At 51.7% G+C, this 16,946-nt stretch carries 11 protein-coding genes; 6 read left to right on the forward strand and 5 right to left on the reverse strand.

The window, feature by feature from the left end; genetic code table 11:
• Positions 1 to 24: 24 nt before the first annotated feature.
• Genes SG35_RS03550 through SG35_RS03570 form a run of 5 tightly spaced genes read right to left on the reverse strand, consistent with a single transcriptional unit; the run spans position 25 to position 11,013 of the window.
• Positions 25 to 2,217, reverse strand: coding sequence for a CHASE2 domain-containing protein (locus SG35_RS03550; protein ID WP_053043200.1), 2,193 nt, complete (start codon positions 2,215 to 2,217; stop codon positions 25 to 27).
• A complete protein-coding gene (locus tag SG35_RS03555) occupies positions 2,210 to 3,112 on the reverse strand; it encodes an MBL fold metallo-hydrolase (RefSeq protein WP_274055322.1) in 903 nt (300 codons plus the stop codon). Before SG35_RS03555 ends, SG35_RS03550 begins: the two co-directional genes overlap by 8 nt.
• Positions 3,063 to 8,273 (reverse strand): Ig-like domain-containing protein, encoded by a 5,211-nt coding sequence (locus SG35_RS03560; protein WP_044834151.1) that lies wholly within the window; start codon positions 8,271 to 8,273, stop codon positions 3,063 to 3,065. The genes SG35_RS03555 and SG35_RS03560 overlap by 50 nt, the downstream gene beginning before the upstream one ends.
• Before the next feature lie 15 nt (positions 8,274 to 8,288).
• Entirely contained in the window at positions 8,289 to 9,683 is a 1,395-nt protein-coding gene (locus SG35_RS03565) for a FecR family protein (protein WP_044834152.1), read from the reverse strand.
• 13 nt (positions 9,684 to 9,696) lie between these two features.
• Entirely contained in the window at positions 9,697 to 11,013 is a 1,317-nt protein-coding gene (locus SG35_RS03570) for a DUF2860 family protein (RefSeq protein ID WP_044834153.1), read from the reverse strand.
• A gap of 185 nt (positions 11,014 to 11,198) precedes the next feature.
• On the opposite strand from SG35_RS03570, the gene SG35_RS03575 reads away from it, so the two are divergent.
• From SG35_RS03575 to sbnB, 6 genes are all read left to right on the forward strand, one after another.
• Positions 11,199 to 11,993, forward strand: a complete 795-nt coding sequence (locus SG35_RS03575) for a choice-of-anchor H family protein (protein WP_053043201.1) — start codon at positions 11,199 to 11,201, stop codon at positions 11,991 to 11,993.
• Positions 11,994 to 12,193: 200 nt separating this feature from the next.
• Positions 12,194 to 12,553, forward strand: a complete 360-nt coding sequence (locus tag SG35_RS03580) for a hypothetical protein (RefSeq protein WP_044834154.1) — start codon at positions 12,194 to 12,196, stop codon at positions 12,551 to 12,553.
• The gene (locus SG35_RS03585; RefSeq protein WP_044834155.1) at positions 12,543 to 12,797 is read left to right on the forward strand and encodes a hypothetical protein; all 255 of its coding nucleotides are present in this window, start codon (positions 12,543 to 12,545) and stop codon (positions 12,795 to 12,797) included. The genes SG35_RS03580 and SG35_RS03585 overlap by 11 nt, the downstream gene beginning before the upstream one ends.
• A gap of 2 nt (positions 12,798 to 12,799) precedes the next feature.
• On the forward strand, positions 12,800 to 14,422 hold the full coding sequence (locus SG35_RS03590) for a PepSY-associated TM helix domain-containing protein (protein WP_053043202.1): 1,623 nt from the start codon (positions 12,800 to 12,802) through the stop codon (positions 14,420 to 14,422).
• 498 nt (positions 14,423 to 14,920) lie between these two features.
• Entirely contained in the window at positions 14,921 to 15,910 is a 990-nt protein-coding gene (gene sbnA / locus SG35_RS03595; RefSeq protein ID WP_044834157.1) for a 2,3-diaminopropionate biosynthesis protein SbnA, read from the forward strand.
• A 17-nt stretch (positions 15,911 to 15,927) separates the two neighbouring features.
• The gene (sbnB, locus tag SG35_RS03600; protein WP_044834158.1) at positions 15,928 to 16,941 is read left to right on the forward strand and encodes a 2,3-diaminopropionate biosynthesis protein SbnB; all 1,014 of its coding nucleotides are present in this window, start codon (positions 15,928 to 15,930) and stop codon (positions 16,939 to 16,941) included.
• Positions 16,942 to 16,946 lie beyond the last annotated feature (5 nt).

Below are 16,946 nucleotides of genomic sequence, written 5' to 3' on the forward strand. Positions count from 1 at the left end.
TTGTTACTATTTGATTCATTTGGCTTATTTACTTGTATGAGTATAGGCGCCGTCCCAGTTTTCGCCCGGCGGATGGTTAAGAAAATACTTGAGCCGCTGGCGGTAGATGTCATGAAGTACCTTGTCGTCATAAACCCGGATAATTTCATCTAAAGCCGTGAGTGCCTGGTCAAAGGCTTGATGCCGGTACAGGGAAAAGACCCGGTTGAAGGCCTCAAGCTGGTTGATGATGCCGGGTTCGCTGTCCGGGGGAAACGGGCGGTAGATGGTGATGGCGTGTTCTTTTCCCTTCACCCTGACCTTGTCGATGATCTGATAGTGATATTGCGGCGCCGCGGCTTTGGTGAATTCGCTTACCAGGAGGTTGAGGCCGTAATACTTGGTCAGGCCTTCGAGTCGGGAGCCGAGGTTAACCGCATCTCCCAACACGGTATAGGCCCGGCGAAAACTCGATCCCATGTCGCCGACATTCATTTCACCGCTGTTTAGTCCTATGCCGATATTGATCTCTGGCCAGCCTTTGGCGGCAAACGCTTTCGATAAGGTTTCCGTGACTTTGAGCATGGCAAAGGCGGCATCGAGTGCGTGCCGGCTATGCTCTTCGTCGCTCAGGGGGGCGCCCCAAAAAGCCATCACCATATCCCCGACGTACTTGTCTATGGTGCCCTGGTGCTGGAAAATCTGTTCGGTGACCGGCGAGAAGTAGGCATTGAGCAGTTTTTTCAGTTCATTGGCGCTGAGGCTTTCCGACAAGCGGGTAAAATCGCGGATATCGGCAAACAGCACCGTGAGCTCTTTTCTTTCTCCTGCCATAGCATCGGCATCGCTTTCTTCAAGCAAGCGGTTGATATGCGCCGGCGGCACATATTGATCAAAAATGGCTTTGACCTGGCGGCGCTGGATATTTTCCCGGTAAAAACCCCGGGCGATAGCCAGCAGCGACAAAGTGACCACCAGCAGCAACACCGGGATCACCGGCAGGTGAATGCCAAAATAATACCAAAGGCCGATATTAAATGAGGCGGCGAGGGCAAAGATCAAGGCAGCGGATAAGGCCATCAGCGCCGGGGAGATCTCCAGCAGCAATACGGTCAGCAACAAGCTACAGAGCAGCAGTTGCAGCATATTGGCCCCCAGCCACCAGTGGGGCTGGACCACTTGCTGCCGGGGCTGGGTCAGGGCGTCAAACACGCTGGCATGAATTTCTATACCCGGATAAACCAGGGATACCGGGGTGCTGCGCAAATCCGCCATGCCGACGGAGGAAGTGCCGACAAAGACCACGGCGCCGTCGAAGCGTTGATCGTCGATCCTGCCCTTGATGATATCGCTGGCGGAGCTGTAGGGGTAGCTTTTTACCGGGCCTTTGTAGGGGATCAGCAGCTGACCTCTGTTGTCTGTGGCCAGGACATCCTGGCCCAGTTTGACGCCCGACAGGAATAACTGCTCCTGCTCCCGGTGCCAGATCGGCGCTATGGTTTCGGCAAAGCTGTAAACCCTGAAGGTTTCCAGCGCCAGCGACGGATATAACCGGCCGCGGTATTCAGTTAACAGTGCGGCTTTGCGTATGATGCCGTCAACGTCCAGGATGGCATTGATAAAGCCCTGTCCCTGCGCCGCCGTATTTAACTTTTTGATGCTGGCGTTAAAACCGGAAAACTGGTGCAGTTCGTGTCCTCCAGGCGTTTGCAGCTGCTGTACCCGCGGGAGCAGGATCTGTCCCTGTGCCAGGTTTGGGTCATGCTGGAACAGGCAGGCAAGCACAACATCGTTAGTGGCAATTTGTACGGCAAAGCGGCTGTCATCATCCACCAGGGGCTGAATTTGTGCCAGGCGTAAATTCAGTGCTTTATCTTGCGCTGTGAGTAAGGGCCGGATAAGCTCGACCGGGTTTTGCTGGGGTTCGGAGAAGATCATATCAAAGCTGATCACTATCGCGCCGTATGCGGTGAGCTGCTCAATTAACGCCGCCAGGTGTTTTCTCGGCCAGGGCCAGCGGCCGATCTCATGTAAGCTTTTTTCGTCGATATCGACAATCTGGATATTGGCGGGGGAAGCGGGCCTTGGCGGGGTAAAGTGTAACAGCTTGATATCATAGGCGATGCCTTCGAGGCGTTCGAGCCAGGGGGGCTGCTGCCACTGCAACAGCATTACCGCGACGGTAACGGCCAGGGTCAGCAGCAGATCCCGAAAAAAACGCCGCCGACCTTTACCCATGTTTACCCAGGATAAAACTGTTTTGCTCGCGGGCGGCAAAGGCCTCAAGGGGGGCTTTTTGCCGTCGGATCTCGCTGCTGACCCGGGCCAGCATCTGTTCTATTTCATCATCGCTTCTGCGGTGGTCATGGCTGAACAGGCATAAATGCCTGACCCCGGCGGCAATGGCCAGCTCGATCACCGATTCGTAGCAGGTATGGCCCCAGCCGGATTTTGCCGGGAAATCGTCGGGAAAATACTGGGCGTCGTGGATCAACAAATCCAGCTCCCGGGTGAACTCCTGCCATTGCTCTAAGCTGGTGTTGACGGGGCCGGGGGGAAAGAGTTCGTTATCGGTAATATAGGCAAAACGATGCTGTTGGTTATCGATAAGATAGGCGCTGCCGCCGCCGGGATGGTTGAGTATCCTGCGGGTGATGGTGAGCTCCCCTATGGATATCGGGATGTGGGGAGCAGGACTGGCCATTACTTTGATATCGGCACCCAGCTGCCCGGACGGCACCGGGAATAAGCTGCCGGTCATCTGGTTTAAGATTGCCCGGGGCTGCATCGGCCGGGTTAATCCCGGCAAAATATGGATTTGCCGGTTTTTCTGGTAGGCGGGTTTAAAAAAAGGAAAACCCTGGATGTGGTCCCAGTGGTTATGGCTCAGCAGCAGGTAGATAGGTTTGTGATCTTTTACCAGCTGCTCGCCCAGCTCGATGATACCTGTGCCTGAGTCCAGCACCAGGTGAAAGTCTGCTCCCGTGTCCAGGTGGATACAGGGAGTATTGCCGCCGTATTTTACCGTGTGACTGCCGGGGGCGGGCACTGACCCTCTGACGCCGTAAAAGGTGAGTATCATATCAGAAGTGATCCTGTCCCCGGATAAAGCTGCCTTTGTCGCCGACCGCATAAATTTCATCATTATTTATGGTAACATCGTTGAGGTTTTCCCCTGAACCGGCGAAGGCGGAAATCCAGGTGACACCGTCGGCGCTGGTATAGGTGGCGCCGAGATCTCCCAAGGTGATATAGTTGCCGTTGTTATAAGTGACGGTATTGAGGTTATCGCTAAAGCCGGTGCTGAGCTGGTTAAAGCTGGCGGAGGTGCTGCCGGTAACGATAACGCCGTTATCGCCGACGATGATTGCTTTACTGCCATCAAAGTCGAGATCATTTAACTGACCAAAGCCGGTGTTGGCATGGTTATCGCTCCAGGTGGCGCCTCCCGGTGTGGCGGTATTGTCCCGGTGCAGGATTTTGCCGTTCTGACCGACAGCAACAAAGGCATTGTCATCATGGCTGATGCCGTAGAGGTGCTCCGTGGGGGCAGTACCGCCGCTCAGGGTTTCTACTACCCAGCTGACGCCGTCGCTGCTGGTCATCATCAAACCGTTTTCTCCGACAATGACATAGAGGGAAAAGGGGTTACTGCTGGTATCCAGCCCCTGATACCAGAAAACATCCTGTAAATTCTCGCCGGTAGGTACGCTTAAGGTTGACCATACCGAACCTGTGCTGCTGGTCATTACCAGGCCGTTATCGCCGACGGCAATAAATTCATTATTGAAAAACTCCACCTGGTTAATAATACCGGGCAAGGTAGTGGTGCTTGAACTCCAGTTCATGGCGTCGCTGCTCAGCCAGAAAACGCTGTCGCTGCCGGCGCGGATCACAGTGCCGTTGCCGTAGGCGATACCGTTAAAGTTACTGTGATCGCCGGTATCTACCTGGTTAAAGGTACTGGCATCGCTGGAGCCCAGTAGCTGAGTGTTGTTGCCGGCGACGATAAACTTGCCGCCGTCCCAGATCACATCATTGAGGGCGTCGCTGCCTAGGCTGGATAATAACGACCAGTTGATACCGTCGTTGCTGGTGATCACTGTGCCGGTATCGCCTACCGCCATATAAAGGCCGTTGCCGTACTCTACCGCATATAAATTGGCGGAGGTGGTGCTGGTGACCGGCAGCCATGAAAGGCCGTCGCTGCTGTTAAGCACTGTGCCGTTGCCTCCGACCGCGACCAGTAAATCTGTGCCGTTGCCTGTGATATCGTATAGATGTTCGCTGGTAGTGCTGCTGCTTATGGTCCAGCTGATGCCGTCGCTGCTGGTTTCTATGGTGCCGTTTTCGCCGACGATCACCAGGGTGTCAAGGTCAAAGTTGACACCATGAAAAACTTCCGCTGAATTGGGGACTGAGGGGATCCAGTTCACGCCGTCAAGGGAGAACATGACTTTTTGCAGTCCGGCGGCGACAAACTCGCTGCCGGTGAAAATAATGTCCTGCATGGCGACATCGACACTGATCTGCCGTTCGACCCAGACACCGTCATTTGAAGCGCTGGCGCTGCTTTCCTGGTTGATAAAAACAGCGCCGGCCTTACCGACGGCGACGCGCGTGGTGACTCCGGGGCTTAACAGGGTATTGCCGGCGGTGGCGGCGGTTAAACTGGTGAACTGTTCATGGTAGGCATGCTCCCAGTTGGTGGCATCGGTACTGGTGAAGGTGTTGTGATCCGCCAGCAAATAATAATGACTGCCGTCAAAACTGAGATGGTTGAAATCCAGTGGCGGCAGGTTGGGTAGGCTATGATCCCCCCACCAGCCTATTTCTTCCACCGACAAAGTAGCCAGGGCACGGCTCTGTACCCCGAGACTGTCTTTAATCAAATATAAAAAACTGTCGGTACCGGAAAAGTCCGTATCCGGGGTATAGCTAAAGGAGGAGTCGTTGTTTATCGTCAATAGGCCCTTTTCTACCCCGGCTTCCACTCCCTCATAGGTAATGGCGTCGCCGTCGATATCGCTGTCGTTGGCCAAAGGGATCGGCCAGCTGGTATCATCAACGGTGATGCTGGTGTTGGGGCGCAGGTGGTAATCGTCGGGTTTGGCCTCTGGTTGATTATTGGCTAACACAGAAATCACCACGCTGGCGCTGTCGGTATTGCCATTGCCGTCGGAGATCTGGTATTCGAAGCCGTCGCTGCCGATGAAGCCTGAATTTGGGGTATAGGTAAAACTGCCGTCACTGCCCAGAGCTAGGCTACCGTTACTGACATTGCTCAGCGGCGTTGTCAGCACAGTTAAAGCATCATTGTCGGGATCACTGTCATTGCTGAGCAGGCCGGGAATGTTGCTGTTATCTGCGGCTAAAATGGTGTCCTGGGCCAGAATGAAGCTGTCATTGCCGGCGACCGGCGGCAAGTTGATGCCGCTGATGTTAATGGTCACCTGGGCCGTGTCGATGCCGCCGTTGCCGTCGGTAATTTCATAGCTGAAACTATCCTGGACTTCGTTGGCGGCCGGCACATAGTTTAAGGTATTGTCTGCTAATATGGTGACGCTGCCGCTGCCGGTAGTTACGGCGCTGATAGTCAGGTCATCGTTTTCTATATCGCTGTCGTTGCTCAGTACATTTAAAGTGCTGCTGCTCCCGGTATCTAAGGTAAAACTGTCATCTTCGGCTACCGGGGCATCGTTGACCGCCTTGATGGTCAGGGTCACTATGGCACTGACGCTATCATTGTGGCCGTCATCAACAAAGTAGCTGAAGCTGTCGATGCCGTTAAAGTCCGGATCCGGCGTATAGCTGAGCATATTATCCGCCAGACTGACTTCTCCGTGATCGGTTTGCAGGCTGTTGAGGCTGACGGTTAAGGTGTCGCCGTCTTCGTCGCTGTCATTGGCCAGGACATCAATGATAACGGTTTCATCTTCATCCAGGGCGGCGTCATCATCCAGGGCCAGTGGAGGAAAATTGACTTCGGTGACGGTAAGCTGCACGTTGGCCTGTGCCATGCCGCCACGGCCATCTTCAACGGCATAAATAAAGGAGTCGTTGCCGAAGAAATGTTCATCCGGGGTGTAGGTAAAGAAACCATCTTCTGCCAGAGTCAGGCTGCCGTTTTCCACATCTTTAATCACCCCCGAGACCCTGAGGGAGTCGTTTTCGGCATCTGTGTCATTCTCCAGCACCCCGGGCAAGGCATTGCCGTCAACAATCAGCGGGCTGTTTTCGGGCGTTTGATAACTGTCATCGACGGCAACGGGGTCTGTGTTGATAACTTCTATTGCCAGGGTGACACTTGCCTGTGCCGTGCCTCCCTGGCCATCGCTGATGGCATAAACAAAGGTATCTATACCGGAGAAATCATCGTCCGGGATATAGGTAAAAAAGCCGTCGGCAGTGATGCTAAGCTCACCATGGGCGACATCTTCTATCAGAGGAAGTAGCACCACCAGGGTATCGTTATCGCCGTCGAGATCGTTTGCCAGTACACCGTTGACTTCATTGCCGTCGGCGACTAACGGGGTATTCCTGTCTGTGGCGTAATTGTCGCTAATGGCAAGGGGAGGACTGTTGGCCGCCCCGACGCTAATGGTGACGCTGGCTTGTGCCGTGCCGCCGCGGCCATCTTCAATGGCATAAATGAAGGAGTCGGTGCCGACAAAATTGCCGTTGGGAATATAGGTAAAAAAGCCGTCGCCGGCTATGGTCAGGGTGCCGTTGTCGACATTGTCTATCAGGCTTTGTTGTAGCTGGAGGGGATCGCCGTCAGCGTCGCTGTCGTTGGCCAGTATCCCGGGCAAATCACTGCCGTCAACCACTAAACTGGTATTGGCCGGGGTGGCGTAACTGTCGTTGACCGCCAACGGGGCGCTATTGTCGCCGGCGACAATAATGGTAACTAAAGCCGTGCTGACCTCACCCTGGGGATCCGATATCTGATAGCGAAAACTGTCCTCGCCGGTAAAATCCTCATTTGGGTTATAGCTGAAGCTGCCGTCGGTGTTTAAGATCAGCGTGCCAAAGTCGGGAGCCGTGACCGGGCTGGAGTCCAGGGTTAAGGTCTCGCTGTCGATATCGCTGTCGTTGCGCAGTACTCCCGGGGCGGGAACAGATAACTGCTGATTTTTAGCGATACTATAGCTGTCGGCAAGCGGCTGCGGCGCATCATTGACCGGCAGCAAGGCCAGGGTGACCTCGGCCTGGGCAAAACCTCCCTGGCCATCCTGGACCTGGTAGACAAAACTGTCGCTGCCGTTAAAGTTTTCCGGGGGATGGTAGCTGAAGGTACCATTGGTGAACAGTTCAAGGTCGCCAAAAAAAGGCGGCCGCACCGGCAGCAGTGATAAGGTGAGCGGGTTTTGTTCATTGTCTACGTCGTTGACCAGCAAATTGCCGCGGATCTCGTTATCTTCATTTTCCTCAAAACTGTCGTTCTGAGGCTCTGGCGGGGTATTATCTTCGCCGGTCGGCGGATCCAGGCGGATCTCGCTGCTAAAGGCGCTTTCCCCGCTGCTGTCGATGCCGGTGACCAGCAGGTAATAGCTGGTCTCGCTGTCCAGGTTGCCGAAGGTTTGCGGCGGAGCGGTGACGGCCAGCAGGGCCTGGCCCTGGTTTAAGTCGGTAAAGTTTTCCCGGCTGACACCGGATTCGGCGGCCAGATAAAGGTTGTACCTGAGCAAATTGTCACTGGCTTGCCAGTTGGCGTTAATGCTGGTTCCCGGTGTCGCACGTTCGGCGTTGACTTCTTCCAGCTGCCGCCTTTGCCAGTTGACTGTGACACTGTCCACCTGTAGCTGGTTGCCGTCTATGTCTTTGCTCCATAAGCCTAAGGTTACCGGGCCGGAGAACAGGCCGAAGTCCGCGGGATTGATGTTGGTCTCGGTGTGATGAAAAGGGGCGCCGCTGCAGCTGGCCTGGGTCTGGCAAAGGTATAGCAGCTCCTGCTGCTGGTTAAAGCTGATGGCGACCGAGGCCAGGCCGTCGGGATCTTCTACATCCACCGAAAGCAACAGGTTGCCGTCGAAGCTTTCATTATTTACCGGATGGCTGAACTTGCCGCTGGCATTGATAGTGGCGCTATTTACCACGGCTTTGGCGGCGGCTGATTCATTATTCTGGCCGCTGCGGTTAAAGCTTGGGGTGATCACAGGGTCAGCAACCGGTGTTATCACCGGCTCCTGATCCGGCTGTGCTTCTTTGTCAGAGCCGCTGTTACAACCGCTTAATACCGCAAAGACAAGGAACAGCAGGTTTAACTTTACTAAAAAGGTGTTGCTGAGCATAAGTACTTTCCGGTGTTAAGGGGTTTCTGACAATAAATAGCTGCCGGCGGCATTTACCGTGCTGTTTTCCTGCTCTGCCAGGGAAAAATCGCCGATAATTTCACTGGCATTGTTTAACAGTAAACCGTTGATTTCTCCCTCGGCCAGGGCATTGCCGTGACTGGCAAAGTTGACCTTCATTTCCAGCTCTTGTGTGCCGATAATGCCGTTAAAGGCCGCAAACCATTCGCCGCCGTTATCGCTAAAGGACAGCTGTCCCTGTGTCACCCGGGCGGTATCAAAGTTTATCGACATCGACAGGTTTAAGTCGCTGAACTCTCCGGCGGATCCGGTGAGGTTAAATTCGCTGAGCTGGTTAAATTCCACCTGCCCGCTGCGGGAAGCGATCACTTCGGGAGAGGTGGGCTCAAGCGAGCCCCAGGTTTCATCATTATCCACCCAGCTTTCGCCGGAGAGATCAAATTCCGGATCGATATCGCTGCCGTAGGATGCTTCGGGGGCACCCGTATCCAGGGGGTCGCTGACCCCCAGAGCCAACTCCTGGGTTTGTTCCTGGCTTTGTGCCGGGGGAGCGCTACTTGCCGCAGCCCCCTGGTTGTCACTTTCTCCTGTGCCACTTGCCGGACTTGTGCCTGTGCTTGCTGTTTGTTCCTGCTTGTCTGTACCTTGTGCTGTTTGGGCTTGCTCACTCTGATTTTCTTCTGCCGGGGCTTCTTCCTGGCTTTCTTCTTCGTTGGCCGCGGCTGCGGGAATGGCTTTACTGTGCCCCCGGGTAAAAACCTTAGGCACTTCCAGGGTAAAATTAACGGCACCGTCCGGCAGAACCTGAGCAAAGGCATTGGCTTCGTCATGACCCAGGCTAAAGCTTTGCGGCTGCGAGCCCGTGGTCACCTGGACATCGATATTGCCTTGCCACACCGCAAGAAACAGCGAGCCCTTGTTCATTTCGACTTCATAGTGGGTGCCGCGCACTCCTATGCTGGCCACAGGCGTTTTCATCTTATATTGCTTGCTGCTGCTTTTCAGCGCCCCGGTGACGGTGCGCAGCCCGCCTTTAAGTAGCTCTATGCTGACACTGTCTGCCTTGTTTTTCTGGTTAACCTGGTAATCTAAAATCGCTACCTGGGTATGGGGCTGCAATGACAGCAGGCCGCCGTCGGCCATGCGGATCTGGGTATTGCTTAAGGCGCCGGTGCTCACGGTATCCTGTACATAGACAGGGGAGCGCCTTTTCAGGGGGCGTTCCCGGGCATTCTGCCTGGCAATCACCCGTCCCCGGGCCACTATGGTTTTACCGGCATTGACCTGGGGCTCGGCAGAATGAGCCACTTGTGTTGCCACTTGCAGCGGAAGTAATAAGGCACAGGCGGGCAGGGAAAATAAAACAGCATAGGTCTTGGTGAGTTTCATCGACTTTTCCTTTTCAGAAGTCATAGCGAATGGCGCTGGAAACAACCGTTCTGTCGTATTGGTATAAAACGAAATTACTTTCGTTATCTAAATAGTTGGCTTTTAGCAGCCAGCGCCAGCGCTCGGCAAAAAGCTGCTGGTAGCTGAGTTCGGCAGACCATAAGGTATCATCCCGGACATCATTAAACAGCGGATGTATGCCCTGGTATTCTGAGCGGATATAATTGATTTTTGCCGTCAAGCTGATACTGGTGCCGAAATAGGCCCGGGCCTGGTAACCTATACCCCATAAGTCCCGGCCGAGATAATCAAAGGCGGAATTGTCTGATTCTTCTTTACCTAAGGTCAGCGTCAGACGGTCGCTCACCCCCAGCACCGAAATCTGGTACCAGAGATTGATCAGCGCCTGTTTTTTATCAAGATCTTCCTGTTCAAAGGTTTGCTGCGCCAGGATCAGTGAAGCCCCTAATTCATGTTTATTGAGCTGATAGCTGACGCTGGTCGAAGCGCCAAGATAATCCAGGTAATGGCTGTGATCCAGCCAGAAGGGGCGGTAAAACAGATTCAGGTTGGTTTTTATCCGGCGAAATTTTCCCTGCCAGCCGCCGGAGACATCGCCGTATAAACGGGTCATTTGTGGGTTGTCCTGGTAATCGGCGTAGCTGAATTTAGTGAGGCCATAGAAGCTATGCTGTTTATTGAGGGGTTTAGTGTAGCTGACCTGGGCCTGGGTCCGGATAAAGGTATCTTCCTGGGCCAGACTGGTGTCGAACAGTTGTATCTGGCCCAGGGACGGAATATCGACAAATTCGTCGTTAATGCCGCTGTTGGCATTATCGTCATAACCTATGCCCAGCTGGATCTGGCTGTGCCAGCTGCCGCCGGTGTTTTGCTGACGTTTTTTGATCAGGGTAAGAAATTTGGCAATATCCGGGTATTTGCTCTTTTTATCCTGGGTGGCCAGCTGTTCGAATTCTGTTTTGGCCGCCGCCAGGTTGCCGCTGGCGAAATAACTGCCCGCCAGGGCATAGCGGGCCTCCAGCCATTGGGGATAGTCATATAATACCCGTTCCAGGGCGAAGATGGCCCTGTGATGCTCGCGCATGCTCTGGGCGGCCAGGGCAAAGGCAAAATCAAAGTTGGTTTCTCCTTCGTGGATATCCTGGTGCCTTAACGCCAGCTGGTAGGCTTGCTGGTTTTTCTTTTGTTTAAGCAGGGCCAGTATTTTATCTGCGGCAGGGGGCTGCTGTGCGGAGAGTTGGCCGCAGACGAGGCAAAAAAAGACAAACAGCAAGATATGCCCGAGGTTAAGGTCTTTTCTATCTTCCATGTTAACGGGGAAACAATTGTTATTGTTAATAAGCGTTTAGCGCTAAGTATAGTCAGGGGGAAAAATTTCGCCCGGGCAATGGCGGGAAATAATTAACGGAAATGTTAATTGTTCGCGGGCAATTCAGCTTGCGTTCAGTTTGGTTGCGGTTAAATAGGCTTAAGTTGATAAATCAGGAAGAAAAAATGACCGATATAAAAAAGATGCGCACGAAAAAGTCTATATTCTCCGGCTACCTTTGGTTTTTTGTTTACCTGCTTGTTGCCCTGGCCAGTATTAACCTGGTTTTTGCCATGCAGGCGGTGGCGGCAGAAACGGCAAGCCAGGAAAAGAGCCGGGTATCTTATAGCAGCGGTAAGATGCTGGCCGCCGAGATCAATGCCGACAGCAAAGTGCTTAAAGGCAAAAATACCGCCACCAACAAGCTCAGGGGGACGAAAGGGGCAAGTACAGAATTAACGGCGCTGAACTTGAATATTTTTCTGCATGACTTTGCCATTTTTGATGCCAGCACCGAACTGGCGCGGGATATCGACGAGGACGGCTATTTCAGGGAGTTTACCCTGGTCTTTGATGCCGATGTAGACTCCGGGGTTGCCGAGGTCTATGCCGAAATTTACCTGAGCCGGGATGGCGGTCCCTGGTTGCACCATTTCACCACAGACGTATTTACGATTGTCGGTGACAGCAGTGAAGATCAGTACGAGGTTAACTCCAGTCTGGTGGAAGGTTTCCCCAGTGATCATTATGATATTTTGATCGACCTTTACGAGCCCGGGTTTGATGAAGTCGTGGCCACATATAGCTCGGATGACAACAATGCCTTATATGCCCTGCCGCTGGAAGATGCCACTTATGATGCCGTTGAAGTGATAGTGGTGTATGACGATGACCATGGCGGGAGTTTTTCATGGGGATTATTGTTCGCCGGTGCCGTGCTGTTGGCGGTGCGCCGTAAAATGTCGGCAAGGCGGGGTTAGTCATAGCGGTAGCCGGGAGGCTGGCAACCTGCTTACTGTTGTCAGCCGTATCGCCGGGGGAGCGTCTGGCCTTCCTTTGATTTCGTTAGTTAAAGCGTTCGATTAGTTTATAAATTTTGTTTTAATCGCTTGTTTTTTATCCGGCTTTTCATGATAATAAATGCAAATCATTATCATTAGCGTAATTGCCGGAGCCAGCTATGTCTTTATTGAGTATTTCTCTGTTGTGGCTGGGATGTCTGTTTCCCTACCTTGCTTCCCCCAAACAACAGTTGATCGCTAACCCTGTGCCGAAAACCCTCGGCTGGGCCGGCTTCGTGCTGACGCTGGTATGGGTTTTAGTTCAGCAGGCTCAGCAACAGGGCTACCTGGTGGCGTCTATTGTTATTTTAACTGCCGTGATGTGTATGTGGACCATATTGATTTTGCTTTCCTCCCATATAGCCAAACGCCTTGCCCTGGTTTCATCTTATCTTGAAAGACGCTTACTCTTGGTGTCCTCCCTGGGCATCGCTTTTTTTTCATTGATTGCCATCACGGGCTCGTATCATGTGGTTTAAATCGTTTGCCGCGATGATTCTGGGATTGCTCCTGTCCGTCAGTTTTATGTTGAACCTCAATTATTTGCTGCCGGTCGCGGTAGATATCCGGCTGTTTGTCAGTCTGGTGTCGGCGTTTTGTTTTTGGCTGGCGGTCATGGTGTACTGTTATAGCCGCAACAGCGCCAGGGCAGCGGTTTTCGGTTGCGGTCAAAGCTTACTGGTATCGGGCACGGTGAATGTTTATTTCTTTATGGCAGGTTAAGTGTGACGGCAACGAATAAAAAAAAACAAGGTAAGCAACAAAAACACAAGGTCGTTAAAAATCTCACCCTGGCCCACAGTTGGCTGGGAGTTATTATTTCTTTGGTATTATTCATTGTTTTCTGGACCGGTTCGGTCACTATGTTCAAAGAAGAAATCAAGCAATGGTCGCTGGTGCCTTATTACCCGGTTGATAAATCTTTGCCGGATAAGCCGCTGCAGCAGATTATTGAACAAAAGCTTAGCGAATATCCGGTGGATATCAGCAAGCGGGTATTGATATTTATGCCCAATGAATATTATCCCTATTATCTCTTATATATTTATGTGTTTGGCGATGAGCAGGAAGCCGGGCAAACAAGCGAACTGCTCCGTTTGGTGATAAACCCTAAAACGGGAGAAAGCCCGGGAGATTACCAGCAATTTTATCTGGCGGATTTTCTTTATCAACTGCATTACGGGCTTAATTTGCCGGGGGGCAAGTACCTGGTGGGACTGATCACCCTGTTGTTCTTTTTTGCCCTGGTCTCGGGGATTTTTATCCAGGGGAAAAAACTCTTTAAAAACTTCTTCCAGTATCGCAGCGATAGCCGGCGTAAAGACAAACTGCTGGATATGCACAATGTGATGGGGGTGATCAGCCTGCCGTATACCCTGATGTTTGCCATCAGCGGTTTGATCTTCAATCTCGCACTTATCTACCAGGCATCTGCTGTGTTCTTCCTTTATCAGGGGGATAAAAGTGCGCTGTTAAGCGATGCCGGCTATAGCAGTTATAGTGAAAAAGCGGCGCAGCAACCGCTGGATATGACCTCAGCTTATGCCTTGATAGCGCAAAACAAGCATCTGCCGCACCAGGATCTGGTCAGGGTCAGTTTTTACCATTATGGCGATCTCAATGCTGCCCTGCAGCTCAATAGCCAGGACAGGCGTTACTTTGCCCAGCGTAATGAAAGCTTTTACCGGGTGAATAACCATAAGCTGATCAGCCAAAACGATATTGAAAACTACAATGTGTTTAGAAGCGGCAAGGATGTTATTGCCCGTTTGCATTTCGGTAATTTTGCCGGGGTGGATTTACGTATTCTGTATTTTATTCTCGGTATTGGCGTGTGTGCCATGATAGTAACCGGCAATATGATGTGGCTGGATAAGGCGCGCCGCAAGCAGCTGGTGTCTGAGCGCGCACTTGCCTTCACCTCGAAAATAACCGTCGGTATTTTTGTCGGCAGCGTGGTGGCAACCGCCGCAGCCTTTCTGGCGGAGCGACTCTTGCCCGTGTCCCTGGCAGGGCGAGGCGGTTATCTTGTGAATATCTTTTTATTGGTGATGGCCCTTGTGACGGTACAGGCATTTTTTACTGCCGACAACAGGCGTTTTATCGGCGGCTTATTGCAACTCACGGCTGGTATTTCATTAACTGTGGTGTTGGCGGACTGGTGGATTTTCGGCTTTGGTTTATTGGCTTTGTGGCACAGTTACCAGGCCATTTTCGGGGTGCAGACAGGATTGGTGGTGTTTGCCCTGGTTTGTCTTTTAGCCGCGAATCACCTGCTTTTAAGCCGTAAAACGAAAAAACAAGACCCGGGAAAAAAACCGGCAGCGGCAATAGAAGTGGGTAATTAAGCTTAGGACAAGCCCTGAGCACTTTTAAGTGATATTTCCCTGTGATGCCTTGCCATAAGGGCACAGGGGAAATTATTTTGCGCTGTAACCAGTCACTCACTTCCCGTTATTATCATGGTTTTACTGGCATTTTTTGCCATTACTTCACCTCAGTCGTTGTACAGCGCGGCCCCCTTATCAAGCTGTGGCGCGATACTAATACCTGCCTTTATGTCGATAGCGTTTTAGCTAAAAGCTGCACGCTAGTAATCATCATTGCCACTTTTTTGGCTCAAAAGTGGCTTTTCCCATCGGACAAGTTTGTTACCAAAGACCAGAAAATAATTAAAAGCAGGCTTTTATATCGCCGAAACCAGACGGCTGTGATCATTTATTCAGCAGTTAAGGCTTGATTTATCAATTTATTTTAATTTGATGCAAATGAGACTTGATCTCATTTGTATTCGTATTTAGTATTCACCTACTATTTACATAAACAGCCAATTTGGACAGATTAGGATGAACGACAATATTGTTTCCTGTGTTGGGAATACCCCAATAGTGAGTCTCTCGAGACTTTTTAACCACAGCAAAGTTGAAGTTTTGGCAAAGATGGAGTTAATGAATCCCGGTGGCAGCATTAAAGATCGCCCGGCGAAATATATGTTAGAGCAGGGGATGAAATCTGGAAAAATCAATAAAAACAGTCATATCATCGAAAGCTCATCGGGTAATCTGGCGATAGCGCTGGCTATGCACTGCAAATTACACGGCCTGAGATTCACCGCTGTTGTTGATCCCAAAATCTCTCCCACTAATTTAAAAATGATCAAACTGTATGGCGCCAATGTCGTTCAGGTTACAGAGAAAGATGAAAACGACGGTTATTTACTGACCCGTATCAATACCGTTAAACACCTGGTTGAGACCACGCCAAATGCGGTTTGGGTTAACCAGTATGCCAACCCCCATAACTGGCAAAGCCATTTTTACGGCGAAGCAGAAGAAATAATTAATCAGGTTGAAGGCTCGATAGATTATCTGGTGATCGGCGCCAGTACTTCCGGCACCTTAATGGGGGTGTCCCGCCGCCTGAAACAAGCCTACCCGGATATGCAGGTTGTCGCCGTGGATATCAGCGGTTCTGTATTGTTCGGCGGTCCATCCGGCCCCAGGGAAATTCCCGGTATCGGCGCAAGCCGGGTACCTGAGTTACTAGAGCCGAGTGAAGTTGACCAAGTGATTTATGTTGACGATTACGAGTCGGCATTAGCCTGTTACAAGCTGCTTGAGCATGAAGGTATTTTTGCCGGAGGCTCAAGCGGTTCTTCCATTGCCGCCATTGAAAAGCTGCTGCCAAACATCGCCAAAGGCAGCCGGGTATTAACCCTGTTCCCGGATCGCGGCGACCGCTACCTTGACCTTATTTATGATGATAACTGGCTGGAAATGGTGCGCCAGCGTCACTTAAATTCATCAGCCAATACCAATAACAGAAAAATAGCTTAACTTATCAGGAAAAATTTATGACCACGAATACCCATTTACGTTACTTAAGCCAGTCGGACTTGCGCCAATTGGGAGCCGACCACAGTAATGCCTTTATTGAAGCGATAGAACAGGGCTTAAAACTCCATGCCGAAGGGGAGTTTGTCCAGCCGTTAAAGCCTTACCTGCGCTGGCAGGGAGCCGACCATATTGCCGACCGCATTATTGCCATGCCGTGTTATTTAGGGGGAGATAACCCTATGGCCGGGATCAAATGGATAGGTTCTCGTCAGCATAACCCCGGCAAGTTTGACTTACCCCGGGCGAGCGCCTTAATTATTCTTAACGACGCCGACACTAACTACCCGGTAGCAGTACTCGAAGGCAGCTTGATCAGTGCCATGCGCACCGCGGCAATTACCGGGGTGGCGACCGGCTATCTCGCCCGCGAAAACTTCACCGATGTCACTCTGCTCGGCTGCGGTCCCATCGGCCAGATGCAGGCGAAAACCTTGCTTGAACAGTATCCGCAAATAAAAACCGTGCATTTGTATGATCTTAATCCTGCTGCCGCTGACAAGCTGATCAGCATGTTTGCCGGTGATTATCAGGAAATAGAATTTGTTATCCACCAGGAAGCGAAATCCGCCGTTGCCCAGGCAGATGTATTAGTCACCTGTACGGTTTCAGATAAGCCTTATATCCCTTTCGACTGGATTAAAAAAGGCTGCTTTATTTCCAATATCTCCATTATGGATATCGAAAAAGACGTGTTCCTAAAAGCTGACAAGGTCATCGTAGATGACTGGGATCAGTCTAACCGTGAAAAGAAAGTGATCAACCAACTGGTGGAAGAAGGTTTATTCAGCCGTGAGCAACTGCATGCGGAATTAGGAGAAATCATCCTCAAGCAGATACCGGGACGCGAAAACGAAGATGAGATTATTTTGCTTAATCCTATGGGCATGGCCATCGACGATATCGTTTGCGCCCGCTGGTTCTATCAGGCGGCTGAAAGCAAGAATATCGGCACCCGCTTACCTTTGTTTTAGGAGAT

This window comes from Thalassomonas actiniarum (assembly GCF_000948975.2).
GTDB classification, from domain to species: domain Bacteria; phylum Pseudomonadota; class Gammaproteobacteria; order Enterobacterales; family Alteromonadaceae; genus Thalassomonas; species Thalassomonas actiniarum.

What these genes read in the sequence shown, in the direction of transcription:
- SG35_RS03570 (WP_044834153.1), bottom strand. Translation starts at nt 11,013, where the DNA reads ATGGAAGATAGAAAAGACCTTAACCTCGGGCATATCTTGCTGTTTGTC.
- SG35_RS03555 (WP_274055322.1), bottom strand. Translation starts at nt 3,112, where the DNA reads ATGCGGTCGGCGACAAAGGCAGCTTTATCCGGGGACAGGATCACTTCT.
- sbnB (WP_044834158.1), top strand. Translation starts at nt 15,928, where the DNA reads ATGACCACGAATACCCATTTACGTTACTTAAGCCAGTCGGACTTGCGC.
- SG35_RS03550 (WP_053043200.1), bottom strand. Translation starts at nt 2,217, where the DNA reads ATGGGTAAAGGTCGGCGGCGTTTTTTTCGGGATCTGCTGCTGACCCTG.
- SG35_RS03560 (WP_044834151.1), bottom strand. Translation starts at nt 8,273, where the DNA reads ATGCTCAGCAACACCTTTTTAGTAAAGTTAAACCTGCTGTTCCTTGTC.
- SG35_RS03585 (WP_044834155.1), top strand. Translation starts at nt 12,543, where the DNA reads ATGTGGTTTAAATCGTTTGCCGCGATGATTCTGGGATTGCTCCTGTCC.
- SG35_RS03565 (WP_044834152.1), bottom strand. Translation starts at nt 9,683, where the DNA reads ATGAAACTCACCAAGACCTATGCTGTTTTATTTTCCCTGCCCGCCTGT.
- SG35_RS03575 (WP_053043201.1), top strand. Translation starts at nt 11,199, where the DNA reads ATGACCGATATAAAAAAGATGCGCACGAAAAAGTCTATATTCTCCGGC.
- SG35_RS03580 (WP_044834154.1), top strand. Translation starts at nt 12,194, where the DNA reads ATGTCTTTATTGAGTATTTCTCTGTTGTGGCTGGGATGTCTGTTTCCC.
- sbnA (WP_044834157.1), top strand. Translation starts at nt 14,921, where the DNA reads ATGAACGACAATATTGTTTCCTGTGTTGGGAATACCCCAATAGTGAGT.